The sequence below is a fragment of the Pseudomonas sp. NFACC56-3 genome, assembly GCF_900100025.1.
In the GTDB taxonomy this organism is placed as follows: Bacteria; Pseudomonadota; Gammaproteobacteria; order Pseudomonadales; family Pseudomonadaceae; genus Aquipseudomonas; species Aquipseudomonas fluorescens_AA.
Map to the genome: position 1 here is coordinate 183,465 of NZ_FMTK01000011.1, position 13,877 is coordinate 197,341.

At 61.9% G+C, this 13,877-nt stretch carries 14 protein-coding genes; 9 read left to right on the forward strand and 5 right to left on the reverse strand.

The genetic code is table 11. The features are described from left to right. Positions 1 to 75: 75 nt before the first annotated feature. Positions 76 to 1,620 (forward strand): L-arabinose ABC transporter ATP-binding protein AraG, encoded by a 1,545-nt coding sequence (gene araG, locus BLO80_RS16910; RefSeq protein WP_092328254.1) that lies wholly within the window; start codon positions 76 to 78, stop codon positions 1,618 to 1,620. A gap of 10 nt (positions 1,621 to 1,630) precedes the next feature. After that, complete coding sequence (araH, locus tag BLO80_RS16915) at positions 1,631 to 2,599, forward strand: L-arabinose ABC transporter permease AraH (protein ID WP_025214842.1); 969 nt, start codon at positions 1,631 to 1,633, stop codon at positions 2,597 to 2,599. A gap of 809 nt (positions 2,600 to 3,408) precedes the next feature. On the opposite strand, the gene BLO80_RS16930 is transcribed toward araH, so the two are convergent. Both BLO80_RS16930 and BLO80_RS16935 read right to left on the reverse strand, forming a co-directional pair. Beyond that, positions 3,409 to 3,789 carry a Rho termination factor N-terminal domain-containing protein gene (locus tag BLO80_RS16930; protein ID WP_092328248.1) on the reverse strand — a complete coding sequence of 127 codons (381 nt, stop codon included), beginning with the start codon at positions 3,787 to 3,789 and terminating at the stop codon, positions 3,409 to 3,411. A 36-nt stretch (positions 3,790 to 3,825) separates the two neighbouring features. Continuing rightward, positions 3,826 to 4,170 (reverse strand): hypothetical protein, encoded by a 345-nt coding sequence (locus BLO80_RS16935; RefSeq protein WP_092328247.1) that lies wholly within the window; start codon positions 4,168 to 4,170, stop codon positions 3,826 to 3,828. Positions 4,171 to 4,359: 189 nt separating this feature from the next. On the opposite strand from BLO80_RS16935, the gene BLO80_RS16940 reads away from it, so the two are divergent. Next, positions 4,360 to 4,842 carry a GNAT family N-acetyltransferase gene (locus BLO80_RS16940; protein WP_092328245.1) on the forward strand — a complete coding sequence of 161 codons (483 nt, stop codon included), beginning with the start codon at positions 4,360 to 4,362 and terminating at the stop codon, positions 4,840 to 4,842. A gap of 5 nt (positions 4,843 to 4,847) precedes the next feature. Here the strand turns inward: BLO80_RS16940 and BLO80_RS16945 are convergent, their stop codons facing one another. Next, positions 4,848 to 5,480 carry a glutathione S-transferase family protein gene (locus BLO80_RS16945; RefSeq protein ID WP_092328244.1) on the reverse strand — a complete coding sequence of 211 codons (633 nt, stop codon included), beginning with the start codon at positions 5,478 to 5,480 and terminating at the stop codon, positions 4,848 to 4,850. A gap of 188 nt (positions 5,481 to 5,668) precedes the next feature. Between BLO80_RS16945 and BLO80_RS16950 the strand changes: the two genes are divergently transcribed. From BLO80_RS16950 to BLO80_RS16970, 5 genes are all read left to right on the forward strand, one after another. Further along, positions 5,669 to 6,649 carry a 2-dehydro-3-deoxygalactonokinase gene (locus tag BLO80_RS16950; protein ID WP_092328242.1) on the forward strand — a complete coding sequence of 327 codons (981 nt, stop codon included), beginning with the start codon at positions 5,669 to 5,671 and terminating at the stop codon, positions 6,647 to 6,649. 19 nt (positions 6,650 to 6,668) lie between these two features. Continuing rightward, positions 6,669 to 7,289 (forward strand): 2-dehydro-3-deoxy-6-phosphogalactonate aldolase, encoded by a 621-nt coding sequence (locus tag BLO80_RS16955; protein ID WP_003204208.1) that lies wholly within the window; start codon positions 6,669 to 6,671, stop codon positions 7,287 to 7,289. A 49-nt stretch (positions 7,290 to 7,338) separates the two neighbouring features. Continuing rightward, on the forward strand, positions 7,339 to 8,487 hold the full coding sequence (dgoD, locus tag BLO80_RS16960) for a galactonate dehydratase (RefSeq protein WP_003179439.1): 1,149 nt from the start codon (positions 7,339 to 7,341) through the stop codon (positions 8,485 to 8,487). 178 nt (positions 8,488 to 8,665) lie between these two features. Beyond that, on the forward strand, positions 8,666 to 9,976 hold the full coding sequence (locus BLO80_RS16965; RefSeq protein ID WP_092328241.1) for an MFS transporter: 1,311 nt from the start codon (positions 8,666 to 8,668) through the stop codon (positions 9,974 to 9,976). A gap of 59 nt (positions 9,977 to 10,035) precedes the next feature. Then, positions 10,036 to 10,839 (forward strand): IclR family transcriptional regulator, encoded by an 804-nt coding sequence (locus tag BLO80_RS16970; RefSeq protein ID WP_072406290.1) that lies wholly within the window; start codon positions 10,036 to 10,038, stop codon positions 10,837 to 10,839. 6 nt (positions 10,840 to 10,845) lie between these two features. On the opposite strand, the gene BLO80_RS16975 is transcribed toward BLO80_RS16970, so the two are convergent. Next, on the reverse strand, positions 10,846 to 11,898 hold the full coding sequence (locus BLO80_RS16975; protein WP_092328239.1) for an NAD(P)-dependent alcohol dehydrogenase: 1,053 nt from the start codon (positions 11,896 to 11,898) through the stop codon (positions 10,846 to 10,848). A gap of 179 nt (positions 11,899 to 12,077) precedes the next feature. Between BLO80_RS16975 and BLO80_RS16980 the strand changes: the two genes are divergently transcribed. Further along, positions 12,078 to 12,968: an AraC family transcriptional regulator gene (locus BLO80_RS16980; protein WP_092328237.1), complete on the forward strand. Its 891-nt coding sequence runs from the start codon at positions 12,078 to 12,080 to the stop codon at positions 12,966 to 12,968. Between the two features lie 183 nt (positions 12,969 to 13,151). Here the strand turns inward: BLO80_RS16980 and BLO80_RS16985 are convergent. Continuing rightward, positions 13,152 to 13,877 (reverse strand): electron transfer flavoprotein-ubiquinone oxidoreductase (locus BLO80_RS16985; RefSeq protein ID WP_175459513.1); only part of this gene is annotated, 726 nt, incomplete at its 5' end.

Genomic DNA, 13,877 nt, shown 5'->3' on the forward strand with positions numbered 1-13,877 from the left:
CGGTCGGTTGATTCAAAAGCGGCCCTGGCCACATGAGTGGCGGGGTCGCTTGATCTCTGTAAGTTCGAGGTGGTTATGCAAGCGCAAACAGCGACACTGCAACACAACATCGGCGGTAGCTTGCGGTTCAACGGGATCGGCAAATCCTTTCCCGGCGTGCAGGCGCTGGCCAATATCAGTTTCGTCGCGCATCCGGGGCAGGTGCATGCCTTGATGGGCGAGAATGGCGCGGGCAAGTCCACGTTGCTGAAGATCCTCGGTGGCGCCTACATCCCGAGCAGCGGTGACCTGCAGATCGGCGAACAGACGATGGCCTTCAAAGGCACCGCCGACAGCATTGCCAGCGGGGTGGCGGTGATTCACCAGGAGCTGCACCTGGTGCCGGAAATGACCGTCGCCGAAAACCTGTTTCTCGGCCATTTGCCGGCGCGTTTCGGCCTGGTCAACCGTGGCGTGCTGCGCCAGCAGGCGCTGACGCTGCTTAAAGGCCTGGCCGACGAAATCGACCCGCAGGAAAAAGTCGGTCGCCTGTCCCTCGGCCAGCGCCAATTGGTGGAAATCGCCAAGGCCTTGTCCCGTGGCGCCCACGTCATTGCCTTCGACGAACCCACCAGTAGCCTGTCGGCCCGGGAAATCGACCGTTTGATGGCGATCATCGCTCGCTTGCGCGACGAGGGCAAAGTGGTGCTGTACGTCAGCCACCGCATGGAAGAAGTGTTCCGTATCTGTAACGCGGTGACGGTATTCAAGGACGGTCGTTATGTCCGGACCTTCGAAAACATGAGCGAGCTGACCCACGATCAGTTGGTCACGTGCATGGTCGGTCGCGATATCCAGGACATTTATGATTACCGCCCTCGGGAGCGCGGCGATGTGGCGCTGCAGGTGAAGGGCCTGCAGGGGCCGGGCTTGCGCGAACCGGTGAGTTTCCAGGTGCACAAGGGTGAAATCCTTGGCTTGTTCGGGCTGGTCGGTGCCGGTCGTACCGAGCTCTTTCGCTTGCTCAGTGGCCTGGAGCGCCAGAGCGAGGGAAGCCTCGTGCTGCACGGCAAGGAATTGAAGCTGCGTTCGCCACGGGATGCCATCGCCGCTGGCGTGCTGCTGTGCCCGGAAGATCGCAAGAAGGAAGGCATCATCCCGCTGGGCAGCGTGGGCGAGAACATCAACATCAGCGCCCGTCCGGCTCATTCCGCGCTCGGCTGCCTGCTGCGCGGCGACTGGGAGCGGGGCAATGCCGACAAGCAGATCAAGTCGCTGAAAGTGAAGACCCCGGCGGCCAGCCAGAAAATCATGTACCTGTCCGGCGGCAATCAGCAGAAGGCGATTCTCGGTCGCTGGCTGTCGATGCCGATGAAAGTCCTGCTGCTGGACGAACCGACCCGTGGCATCGATATCGGCGCCAAGGCGGAGATCTACCAGATTATCCACAACCTGGCGGCCGATGGCATCGCGGTGATTGTGGTGTCCAGCGACCTGATGGAAGTGATGGGCATTTCCGACCGAATCCTGGTGCTTTGCGAAGGGGCCATGCGCGGCGAGCTGTCGCGTGACCAGGCCAACGAATCCAACCTGCTGCAACTGGCGCTGCCGCGCCAACGCGTTGCCGACGCGGCGAACTGAGAGGTAAATCATGACCATTCAAAACAATGCACTGCCAACGGCACGCAAACCCCTGGACCTGCGCCGTTTCCTGGATGACTGGGTCATGCTGCTGGCGGCCATCGGTATCTTCGTGCTCTGCACCTTGATGATCGACAACTTCCTGTCGCCGTTGAATATGCGCGGCCTGGGCCTGGCGATTTCCACCACCGGTATCGCCGCGTGCACCATGTTGTATTGCCTGGCGTCCGGGCATTTCGACTTGTCGGTCGGTTCGGTGATTGCCTGTGCCGGCGTGGTCGCGGCGGTGGTGATGCGCGACACCAACAGCGTGTTCCTCGGCGTCAGCGCGGCGCTGGCGATGGGGCTGATCGTCGGCCTGATCAACGGCATCGTCATCGCCAAGCTGCGGGTCAACGCCTTGATCACCACCCTGGCGACCATGCAGATCGTCCGTGGCCTGGCCTATATCTTTGCCAACGGCAAGGCGGTGGGTGTCTCGCAGGAATCGTTCTTCGTGTTCGGCAACGGCCAATTGTTCGGCGTGCCGGTGCCGATCCTGATCACCATCGTCTGCTTCCTGTTTTTCGGCTGGCTGCTGAACTACACCACCTACGGGCGCAACACCATGGCCATCGGCGGCAACCAGGAAGCGGCGTTGTTGGCGGGGGTGAACGTCGATCGCACCAAGATCATCATCTTCGCCGTACATGGTTTGATCGGCGCCTTGGCCGGGGTCATCCTGGCGTCGCGCATGACCTCGGGCCAGCCGATGATCGGCCAGGGCTTCGAATTGACCGTGATCTCGGCTTGCGTGCTGGGTGGGGTGTCGTTGAGTGGTGGCATCGGCATGATTCGCCACGTTATCGCCGGGGTGTTGATCTTGGCGATCATCGAGAACGCGATGAACCTGAAGAACATCGACACCTTCTACCAATACGTCATCCGCGGCTCGATCCTGTTGCTGGCGGTGGTGATTGACCGGTTGAAGCAACGCTGAAGATCATTTGTGACTGATCTACCGCTATCGCGAGCAAGCTCGCTCCCACAGGTTTTTGTGTCCGGCACAACATCGCGACACACCGCCGATCCCATGTGGGAGCGGGCTTGCCCGCGAACGCGGGGGTGCATTCAGTATTGATGCAAACTGACCCCCGCTTTCGCGAGCGGGCTCGGTCCCACAGGTTTTTGTGTCCGGTACAACATCGCGACACACCGCCGATCCCATGTGGGCGCGGGCTTGCCCGCGAAGGCGGGAGTGCATTCAGCATTGATGCAAGCTGACCCACCGCCTTCGCGAGCAAGCTCGCTCCCACAGGTTTTTGTGTCCGGCACAACATCGCGACACACCGCCGATCCCATGTGGGAGCGGGCTTGCCCGCGAACGCGGGGGTGCATTCAGTATTGATGCAAACTGACCCCCGCTTTCGCGAGCGGGCTCGGTCCCACAGGTTTTTGTGTCCGGTACAACATCGCGACACACCGCCGATCCCATGTGGGCGCGGGCTTGCCTGCGAAGGCGGGAGTGCATTCAGCATTGATGCAAGCTGACCCACCGCCTTCGCGAGCAAGCTCGCTCCCACAGGTTTTTGTGTCCGGCACAACATCGCGACACACCGCCGATTCCATGTGGGAGCGGGCTTGCCCGCGAAGGCGGGGGTGCATTCAGTATTGATGCAAACTGACCCACCGCTTTCGCGAGCAGGCTCGCTCCCACAGGTTTTTGAGTCCGGCACAACATCGCGGCACACCGCTGCTCCTGTGTGGGAGCGAGCTTGCTCGCGATGGCGTCCTCCCTGACGCCAACGATCACCCCGCTTTGCGCAACGCTTCGACCAATTCCTGCTTGCGCATCTTCGACCGTCCGGGAATGTTTTTCGCCCGGGCCTCCTTCATCAGGCTGTCCACCGTCTGGGTCCCATGGGAGGCCTTGCTTCTGCGCGGGTGACCTTCGCGGGTCTTGGCGGCGCGGCGGGCCGATTCCTTGCGGTCGGTTTTCTTTTCCACAGCCGGTTTGGTCTTCCCCGAACCACCGGAGCGTTCGCCGCCGCCGGACTGCTTGTTCACCGTCGCCCAGGCCCGTGCCTCGGCTTCGTTCTCCGACACGCCTTTTTTCTCGTAACTCTTTTCAATGTGTTCGGCCTTGCGTTTTTGCTCGGCGGTGTATTTGTCTTTGCTTCCACGAGGCATGGGATTTTCCTCCTCAAATGTCCGGGCAGAGGCTGCTTACTGGCTGGCAGCGCCACCTTCGGAGCCCGAGCCACCGGTCGTGGTTTTCGAACCCACGCCGGTCTCGGCGTTGTCAGGGGCGGTGGAGTCAGGCGTATTCATGCCGCCCTGGCGCCCCATGTCATTACCCTGCACGCGGGGATCGGTGCCGGTGGCAGGTGGCTGGCCATTGTTCAGGCCGCCGCCGGTGCCGTCGGTGTTCAACTTGGGCAGGCCTTGCGTGGCTGGAGAATTGGGCGCCTGTACCGGGTCGGTGGGGCCGGTGCCGGAAGTGGAAGCCGCGAAAGCCGCCGAAGACAGCAGCGTGGCGAGTGTGAATGCAGTCAGCCTTGAAGTGATCATGGTGTCGCCTCCATTTTTCAGAATGCTTACCTGATCTTGGGCCGTGGTGGCTTGGGGTTGGTGCCTTGGGCGCGACGAATGGCACTTTTGAAAGAAGCTTGCGTCGGCGATCAAATAGTTGGATCGGTATGTGACGAGCGTCGCGCAGCGGCTTAGTATGGCGCTTTCAATTGGCTACAAGGCCTGTTCATGTCGATCCAGATCCGTCCTGCGCAACCCAGTGATGCGCCTCAAATCCTTGCCTTCATCACCGAGTTGGCCGATTACGAAAAGGCCCGCCACGAAGTCATCGCCAGTGTGGCCGACATCGAGCGCAGCCTGTTCAGCGAAGGCGCGACCGCCCACGGGTTGATCTGCCTGCGTGATGGCGTGCCGATTGGTTTCGCGGTGTTTTTCTTCAGTTATTCCACTTGGCTGGGCAGCAACTGCTTGTACCTCGAAGACCTGTACATCACGCCTGAGCAGCGCGGTGGCGGGGCGGGCAAGACGCTGTTGCGCCACCTGGCGAAGATCGCCTGCGACAACGATTGCGGTCGCTTTGAATGGAGCGTGCTGGACTGGAACACACCGGCCATCGAGTTCTACAAATCCCTCGGCGCGCAACCCCAGGAAGAGTGGGTGCGCTACCGAATGGACGGCAAGGTGCTAAGGGATTTCGCTAACGGCCACTGAGCACTTCATGAGTGTGCGGCAGACGCGTACTCGGCAAACCCCGGTCGTTGCTCGAGGCGTTTGCAGTAGGCCGCCACGGCCGGATAGTCGGGACGCTCCATGGGCGCCTGGCGCCAACGGTGTACGGACAGGCCGATGAGCACGTCCGCGAGGGAAAACGCCGTACCGGCCACGTAGGCGCCGGTGCGGTTCAACTGCTGCTCCAGCAACCCCATCTTCTCGTTCCAGCCCTTGATGCCGGCGGCGATGCGCTGCGGGTCCTGGAAGTCCGGATTCTTGCGCACCAAGGCGTGGAAGGCGTAGCCCCAGGATGGGTTGAGCTCCGTGGCTTGCCAGTCCATCCACTGTTCGATCCGCGCCCGGGCGGCAGGCTCGACAGGTAGCAGATCGCTGGGCCCATGCTTGCCCACCAAGTAGCGGCAGATGGTATTGGATTCCCAGAACACGCCATTCTCATCAATGATCACCGGCACCTGGGCATTGGGATTCAAGGCCAGGAATGCCGGTTCCTGGGTCGAGGCAAAGCCGATGCCCCAATCTTCGCGCTCGTAGGCGATGTCCAGTTCCTGGCAGGTCCACAGCACTTTTCTGACGTTGATCGAAGACGTGCGGCCGAGGATTTTCAGCAGTTGTCCCATCACTTTTTCCCTGTTGTCTGGTGTCCGGTCAGAAAACGTAGCAGGGTCTTGGGCGGATGGCGATTGGCTTTATAGGCAATGTATTTTTATCCCAATATATGGGAGTGATATTTATATATTGAGATTTAATTGCCCCCAGGTTTATAGTCCGTCTCACTCACTGCCAAAAAACAAAACAGGTGAAGCGGATGCAGGCGCAATTGATCGCGCTCGATTGGGGGACCACCTCATTACGGGCTTACAAACTCGCAGCCGGTGGCGAGGTGCTCGAGCAGCGTTCGCTGTCGTCGGGGATCATGCAGTTGCCCTCCGGGCCACGAAACGTGGCCGGCCAGATGTGCATCGACGGTTTCGAGCTGGCCTTCGACGAGGCCTGCGGCGACTGGCTCGATGCCCAGCCAGGCTTGCCTGTCATTGCCTGCGGCATGGTCGGCAGTGCTCAGGGCTGGCGTGAAGCGCCGTACTGCGACACACCCGCCAACGTCGCCAATCTCGGACATTCCCTACAAACCGTTCGCAGCCTTCGCGGTGTCGATGTGCACATCGTGCCGGGCGTGATTCAGCGTTCACGCTTGCCCAATGTCATGCGCGGCGAAGAAACCCAGGTGCTCGGTGCGTTGGCCAGCCTGCCGGACGAAGCGGTGCTGATCGGTCTGCCGGGCAGCCATTCGAAATGGGTGGAAGTGGCCGATGGCCGCATCGTGCATTTCGATACCTTCATGACCGGCGAGATCTTCGCCGTGCTCAGTGACCACAGCATTCTCGGCCGCACCCAGCAACGGAGTGCGACCTTCGATGGCGTGGCCTTTGATCGCGGCGTGCAAGTGGCGTTGTCGGAGGACGGCCAGATCGGCCCATTGTCCACCGTGTTCAGCGCCCGCAGCCTGGGCTTGACCGGCGAGTTGAGCGCCAGTGCCCAAGCGGACTACCTCTCGGGTCTGTTGATTGGCCATGAGCTGACGGCCTTGGCCCAGGTACAACGCCGACGCCGCGTCAGCCTGCACCTGCCGACGGTGGTGCTGATCGGCAATTCCCAACTCTGTGTCCGTTATCAACGGGCCCTCGACGCCTGCGGCTTCGCCCGGGTGGTCCTGGCCGAACAGGCCACCGAACGCGGTTTGTGGCAACTGGCCGTGGCGGCCGGGTTGCTCGATTCCACCGCCCCCTGAACCTGACTGGAGGTCTGACATGCTCACACAAGCACTGGCGCACAACGGGCTGATCGCGATCCTGCGTGGCCTGCGTCCCGAAGAGGCGGCGGCCATTGGCGAGGTACTGTACAGCGCCGGATTTCGCGTCATCGAAGTACCGCTCAATTCCCCCGAACCGTACGAAAGTATTCGCATCCTGCGCAGTACCTTGCCCGCCGATTGCCTGATCGGTGCCGGCACCGTGCTGACGCCGGAACAGGTGGAACAGGTGAAAGCCGCCGGTGGCCAAGTGATCGTCATGCCCCATAGCGATCCGAAGGTGCTGCGTGCGGCGAAGGCGGCGGGCTTGTACCTGTCGCCAGGCGTCGCCACGCCCACCGAAGCCTTTGCCGCACTGGCCGAAGGCGCCCATGTGCTGAAGATGTTTCCCGCCGAGCAAATGGGCCCGGCGGTGGTCAAGGCCTGGCTCGCAGTGCTGCCGGCCGGGACCGTGCTGGTGCCGGTGGGTGGGATTACGCCGGACAACATGGCGGTGTTCGTCGAAGCCGGCGTCAAGGGTTTCGGCCTCGGTTCCGGGTTGTTCAAGCCGGGCCTGACAGCGGATGAAGTGGCGGTGCGCGCCAAGGCCTATGTAGCCGCATGGAACGCCTTGAACTGAAGACTTTTCCAGCGCCCCGCGCGCTGCATCTGACAAGAGAGACAACAAGATGAAAATCACCAAGCTGACCACGTTTATCGTTCCGCCGCGCTGGTGCTTCCTCAAGGTCGAGACCGACGAGGGCGTGACCGGTTGGGGCGAGCCCGTGGTCGAAGGCCGTGCCCACACGGTGGCGGCTGCCGTCGAGGAGTTGTCCGACTACCTGATCGGCAAAGACCCCCGCAACATCGAAGACATCTGGACCGTGCTCTATCGCGGCGGCTTCTACCGCGGCGGGGCCATTCACATGAGCGCCCTGGCCGGCATCGACCAGGCGTTGTGGGACATCAAGGGCAAGGCCCTGGGCGTGTCGGTCAGCGACCTGCTGGGCGGCCAGGTGCGCGACAAGATCCGTGTGTATTCGTGGATCGGCGGCGACCGGCCGGCGGACACCGCTCGCGCGGCGAAAGAGGCAGTGGCGCGGGGCTTCACGGCGGTGAAGATGAACGGCACCGAAGAGCTGCAGTTTCTCGACACCTTCGAAAAAGTCGACCTGGCCCTGGCCAACGTGGCGGCGGTGCGCGATGCGGTCGGACCGAACGTCGGCATTGGCGTGGACTTCCACGGCCGGGTGCACAAGCCGATGGCCAAGGTGCTGATGAAGGAACTCGACCCCTACAAACTGATGTTCATCGAAGAGCCGGTGCTCAGCGAAAACTATGAAGCCCTCAAGGAACTGGCGCCGCTGACCAGCACCCCGATTGCCCTGGGCGAGCGGTTGTTTTCCCGTTGGGATTTCAAGCGCGTGCTCAGCGAAGGCTACGTGGACATCATCCAGCCCGACGCATCCCACGCCGGTGGCATCACCGAAACCCGCAAGATCGCCAACATGGCTGAGGCCTACGACGTGGCGCTGGCGCTGCACTGCCCGCTGGGCCCCATCGCTCTGGCGGCGTGCCTGCAACTGGATGCGGTCTGCTACAACGCGTTCATCCAGGAGCAAAGCCTGGGCATCCACTACAACGAGAGCAACGACCTGCTGGACTACATCAAGGATCCGCAGGTGTTCGACTACGACAAGGGCTTCGTGAAGATCCCCAATGGCCCGGGCCTGGGCATCGAGATCAACGAGGAATACGTCATCGAACGCGCGGCCATCGGCCATCGCTGGCGCAACCCGATCTGGCGCCATGCCGATGGCAGTTTTGCCGAGTGGTGAGTCACGCCTGACCCTGTGGGAGCGAGCTTGCTCGCGATGGCGATGTATCAGTCACACATGTGCCAACTGACACACCCTCATCGCGAGCAAGCTCGCTCCCACAATTTGATCTTCGCAAGCAGGGAGATCTTCTTCGATGCGCCCGTTTCCTCAATAAACATAAGAAGAGGCACCTCACATGCAAGCGCACACCCTGAGCGCGCAGGCGTCGTTGGTGACGCCCAGCCGCAAGCGTTTTTTCATCATGGTCCTGCTGTTCATCACCGTGGTGATCAATTACCTGGACCGCAGCAACCTCTCCATTGCCGCCCCCGCGCTGACCAGCGACCTGGGCATCGACCCCATCCACGTCGGGCTGATTTTCTCGGCATTCGGCTGGACCTACGCCGCCATGCAGATTCCCGGCGGCTGGCTGGTGGATCGGGTGCCGCCGCGCATTCTCTATAGTGTGGCATTGCTGCTGTGGTCGGCAGCCACGGTGATGCTGGGGTTCGCCGCCAGCTTCATCGCGTTGTTCGTGCTGCGCATGGCGGTCGGTGCCCTGGAAGCGCCGGCTTATCCGATCAACAGTCGCGTGGTGACCACTTGGTTTCCCGAGCGCGAGCGGGCCACGGCCATCGGTTTCTACACCTCCGGGCAGTTTGTCGGGCTGGCCTTCCTGACGCCGGTATTGGCCTGGCTGCAACACGCCTTTGGCTGGCACATGGTGTTTGTCGCCACCGGCGCGGTGGGGATTCTCTGGGCGGTGATCTGGTACGCGGTGTACCGCGAGCCCCGGGATTTCAAAGGCGCCAATGCCGCCGAAATCGAGCTGATCCGCGAGGGTGGCGGGCTGGTGGATATCCAGGCCGATACGGCGAAGGCCAAGGCGAAATTCAGTTGGTCCGACCTGGGCATCGTCCTGACGCAACGCAAGTTGTGGGGCATTTACCTGGGGCAGTTCTGCCTCAACTCCACGCTGTGGTTTTTCCTGACGTGGTTCCCCACCTACCTGGTGAAGTATCGCGGCATGGACTTCATCAAGTCCGGCTTGCTGGCGTCGTTGCCGTTCCTCGCGGCGTTTGTCGGCGTGCTGTGCTCCGGGTTCTTCTCCGACTGGTTGATTCGTCGCGGCGCCACCGTGGGGTTCGCGCGCAAGCTGCCGATCATTGGCGGGCTGCTGATTTCGACCTCGATCATCGGCGCCAACTTTGTCGAGTCGACGCCGCTGGTGATCGCTTTCCTGGCCCTGGCGTTCTTCGGCAATGGCCTGGCGTCGATCACCTGGTCGCTGGTGTCGACCCTGGCGCCGGCACGATTGCTCGGGTTGACCGGCGGGGTGTTCAACTTCATCGGTAACCTGGCGGCCATCGCCACGCCGATCGTGATTGGCTTCCTCGCCAGCGGCGATTCGTTCGCCCCGGCCATTACCTATATCTCTGTCCTGGCATTGGCTGGCGCGCTGTCCTACATCCTGCTGGTGGGGAAGGTCGAGCGCATCGAGTTGTAGTCCGACGGGGCGGGCGACCATAATGCCGCCCGTTCCCCGCTCACTGTTGAAGGCCGGCTATGCAGCAAGACGATCCAAAAATCACCAAGGACGCCGCGCCGACAGGCACGCAGACATTGCTGCGTGGTCTGGGCGTGGTCCAGGCGGTCGCCAGTGGCGCCCGTGACTTGAAGGAAATCGCCCGGCTGATCGGCACCACCCGCAGCACCACCCATCGCCTGGCCAGTTGCCTGGTGGACGAGCGTTACCTGCGCGTGGTGCCGCAAGTAGGCTACCTGCTGGGGCCGAAGTTGATCGAGTTGGGCTTCCAGGCCCGGGAAGAACTGCCACTGGTAAGCTTGGCGGGGCCGTACCTGGACGAGCTGTCGGCGCTGACCGGGGACACCGTTCACCTGGCGATTCGCGAGGGCGACGAAGTCTTGTACCTGCTGAAGAATCCGGGGCGTAACGGCCCGGAAATGCGTTCGCGCGTAGGCCATCGCATGCCGTTGGCGCGCACCGGGATCGGTAAGGCGCTGATGCTCGATGACACTCAGGAACAATGGAAGCGGCTGTATGAAATCAGCCTGCCGGCGGGTGGGAAAAATCAGTTCTGGCCCCAGCATCAGGAGCAATCCTGGGAGCAGTTCCAGCAACGGATGCTGGAGTACGTGGCGGGGGGCTACGCTTTCGATCTGGAGGACAATGAACCGTCGATTCGCTGTGTGGCGGCGCCGATCCGTGACGCCGGCAAGCGCATCGTCGCCGGTATCAGCATCGCCAGCACCGTGCCGTACATGCCCCTGGAAAAGATGGCCGAGCTGATTCCCCTGGTCAAAGGGGTCACAGCCCGGCTATCGGCGGAGCTAGGCGCCAAGGTCTGACGAACCTCAGGCCTTGAGCGTTGCCATGTCGATGACGAAGCGGTATTTCACGTCTCCGGCGATCATGCGGCTGTAGGCCTCGTTGATCTGGCGGATGTCGAGCATTTCAATGTCGCAGCTGATGTTGTGTTCGGCGCAGAAGTCCAGCACTTCCTGGGTTTCGGCGATACCGCCGATCAACGAGCCGGCCAGGACGCGACGGCCCATGATCAAGTTGGCCGCATGGACTGGCGGATCGATCGGTTCGATCAGGCCCACCAGGATGTGTACACCGTTGAACCGCAGGGTACTGAGGTAGGGGTTGAGGTCGTGCTGCACCGGAATGGTGTCCAGCAGGAAGTGGAAGCGTCCGGCGGCAGCGGCCATCTGCTCGGCGTCGGTGGACACGATCACATGGTCGGCGCCCTGGCGACGGGCTTCTTCGGCCTTGCTGGCCGAGCGGGTGAACAACGTCACTTCGGCGCCCATGGCCTTGGCGAACTTGATGCCCATGTGGCCGAGACCGCCCATGCCCAGCACGCCGACCTTGTCGCCGGCCTTCACACCGTAGTGCTTGAGGGGCGAGTAGGTGGTGATACCGGCACAGAGAATCGGCGCTGCGCCGGCCGGGTCAAGTGTTTCCGGGATGCGCAGCACAAAGTGCTCCTTGACCACGATGCTGTTGGAGTAGCCGCCCATGGTGTGGCCGCCGCTGATGCGATCCGGGCTGGCGTAGGTCTGGGTCATGCCCTGGGAGCAGTATTGTTCCAGGTCGGCGCGACAGGCTTCGCACTCGCGGCAGGAGTCGACCATGCAGCCAACGCCCACCAGGTCGCCGACTTTATAGCGGGTGACGTCCGCGCCGACGGCGGTGACTTTGCCGATGATTTCATGGCCGGGCATCAGCGGGTAAACGGCGATGCCCCATTCGTTGCGGGCCTGGTGAATGTCGGAGTGGCAGACACCGCAGTAAAGAATGTCGATCGCCACATCGTCGGCTCGCGGGCTGCGGCGCTCGAACTTCATCGGGGCGAGGGGAGCGGTGGGCGATTGGGTGGCATATCCGATGGCTGTGTACATGATGAACCTCGCTAAAGCAGTGAACGGTGAGGGTTTCATTCTGGGAGTCCTGGCGGCAGGCGGCGATGGTAATTCCTCCGCCTGTCATGCCTAATCCTCCGGTCTTGGCCAGGATTTGATCCTATGTGGCGCCAGACCTGCGATGATGGTTTCATCCCTTTTTTCGTGAAGTTTTCGCCATGTTGTTGACCCGCCATCTCGATGCCAACGCTACGCTGGTCTCATTGATAGAACCCTTGGCGACCCGCGACGGTTTCGTCCCGACGCCACAGCCCGGCGTACATGTGCTTCGGGCCAGCCAGGACGTCGCGCGTGGCCCGCAGCTCTACGAACCGAGTCTGGTGATCATTGCCCAGGGTAGCAAACTGGCGTATCTGGGGCCGCGCACGCTGGAATATGGCGCCGGGCATTATCTGATCCAGGCCTTGCCGGTGCCATTCGAATGCGAAACCTACGCCATGCCCAATGCTCCACTGCTTGGGGTTTCCGTTGCGATCGATCGGGCGATGCTGGGGGAACTGGTGTTGGCCATGGGGCTGGTACCGGGTCGGAACCTGGCGCCGCAGACGCCGGAATCAATGACCTGCGCAGTGCTCGATGACGCCATGCGTGGATGTGTCGAACGCTTGTTGCGCTGCTTGCACGATCCGTTGGAGCGCCAGGTCATGGGCCAGGCGCGGCTGCGGGAGTTGCTGTTCGTCGCGTTGCGCGGGCCCCAGGCCGATGTGCTGCGGGCGCTGGTGGAGCAGCAGGGCCAGTTCGCTCGGATTGCCGCTGCCTTGAGCCATCTGCATGCGCACTTCACCGAGCCGCTGAACGTTGAGACACTGGCCAGTTGCGCCAACATGAGCGCTTCGACGTTTCATGAGCATTTCAAGCGCAGCACCTTGCTCTCGCCCGTGCAGTACCTCAAGCGGTTGCGCCTGCTCAAGGCCCAGCGGCTGCTGCTCATCGAGGGCATGGGCGTGGCCCAGGTGGCGCATCAGGTGGGGTATCAGAGCCCGTCGCAGTTCAGTCGGGAGTACAAACGCTACTTCGAGCGCAACCCCGGGGAAGAGCGCGCCGCCTGATCCTGTGATGTTCACCTGTGGGAGCGAGCTTGCTCGCGATAGCGGCGGTTCAGCTTGCATCAATGTTGAATGGGCTGACGTCATCGCGAGCAAGCTCGCTCCCACATTGGGTTGTGGTGTTCCTGGAATGGCAGGCAACAAAAAGGCCCCCATTGCGGGAGCCTCGATGTTCAGCGTGTCGGCTTACATGTTCGGGTAAGTCGGCCCGCCAGCGCCTTCCGGCGACACCCAGGTGATGTTCTGCGCCGGGTCCTTGATGTCGCAGGTCTTGCAGTGCACGCAGTTCTGGGCGTTGATCTGGAAGCGCTTCTCGCCGTCTTCCTTGGTCACCACTTCGTACACGCCAGCCGGGCAGTAACGCTGGGCCGGTTCGTCGTACAGCGGCAGGTTCTTGCTGATCGGAATGCTCGGGTCGGTCAGCTTCAGGTGGCAGGGTTGTTCTTCTTCATGGTTGGTACCGGAGATGAACACCGAGCTGAGTTTGTCGAAGCTGAGCTTGCCGTCCGGTTTCGGGTAGTCGATCTTCTTGCAATCGGCCGCCAGCTTGAGGCAGGCATAGTCCGGTTTGTTGTCGTGCAGGGTGAACGGTATTTTGCCGCCGAAGATGTTCTGGTCGAGCCAGTTGAAACCACCGCCGACGATCGCGCCGTACTTGTGGATCGCCGCACCGAAGTTGCGGCTGGCGAACAGTTCTTCGTACAGCCAACTGTTCTTGAAATTGTCGACGTAGGCGGTCAGTTCATCACCGCCTTCGGACTCGGCGAACAAGCGATCGGCCACGGCCTCGGCGGCGAGCATGCCGGATTTCATGGCGGTGTGGCTGCCCTTGATCTTGGCGAAGTTCAGGGTGCCGAGGTCGCAACCGATCAGCGCGCCGCCCTTGAAGACCATTTTTGGCAACGAGTTCAG

Bases quoted from the DNA above. Each gene is read 5' to 3' on its own strand.
- araG (WP_092328254.1), top strand. From the start codon at position 76: ATGCAAGCGCAAACAGCGACACTGCAACACAACATCGGCGGTAGCTTG.
- araH (WP_025214842.1), top strand. From the start codon at position 1,631: ATGACCATTCAAAACAATGCACTGCCAACGGCACGCAAACCCCTGGAC.
- BLO80_RS16930 (WP_092328248.1), bottom strand. From the start codon at position 3,789: ATGCCTCGTGGAAGCAAAGACAAATACACCGCCGAGCAAAAACGCAAG.
- BLO80_RS16935 (WP_092328247.1), bottom strand. From the start codon at position 4,170: ATGATCACTTCAAGGCTGACTGCATTCACACTCGCCACGCTGCTGTCT.
- BLO80_RS16940 (WP_092328245.1), top strand. From the start codon at position 4,360: ATGTCGATCCAGATCCGTCCTGCGCAACCCAGTGATGCGCCTCAAATC.
- BLO80_RS16945 (WP_092328244.1), bottom strand. From the start codon at position 5,480: ATGGGACAACTGCTGAAAATCCTCGGCCGCACGTCTTCGATCAACGTC.
- BLO80_RS16950 (WP_092328242.1), top strand. From the start codon at position 5,669: ATGCAGGCGCAATTGATCGCGCTCGATTGGGGGACCACCTCATTACGG.
- BLO80_RS16955 (WP_003204208.1), top strand. From the start codon at position 6,669: ATGCTCACACAAGCACTGGCGCACAACGGGCTGATCGCGATCCTGCGT.
- dgoD (WP_003179439.1), top strand. From the start codon at position 7,339: ATGAAAATCACCAAGCTGACCACGTTTATCGTTCCGCCGCGCTGGTGC.
- BLO80_RS16965 (WP_092328241.1), top strand. From the start codon at position 8,666: ATGCAAGCGCACACCCTGAGCGCGCAGGCGTCGTTGGTGACGCCCAGC.
- BLO80_RS16970 (WP_072406290.1), top strand. From the start codon at position 10,036: ATGCAGCAAGACGATCCAAAAATCACCAAGGACGCCGCGCCGACAGGC.
- BLO80_RS16975 (WP_092328239.1), bottom strand. From the start codon at position 11,898: ATGTACACAGCCATCGGATATGCCACCCAATCGCCCACCGCTCCCCTC.
- BLO80_RS16980 (WP_092328237.1), top strand. From the start codon at position 12,078: ATGTTGTTGACCCGCCATCTCGATGCCAACGCTACGCTGGTCTCATTG.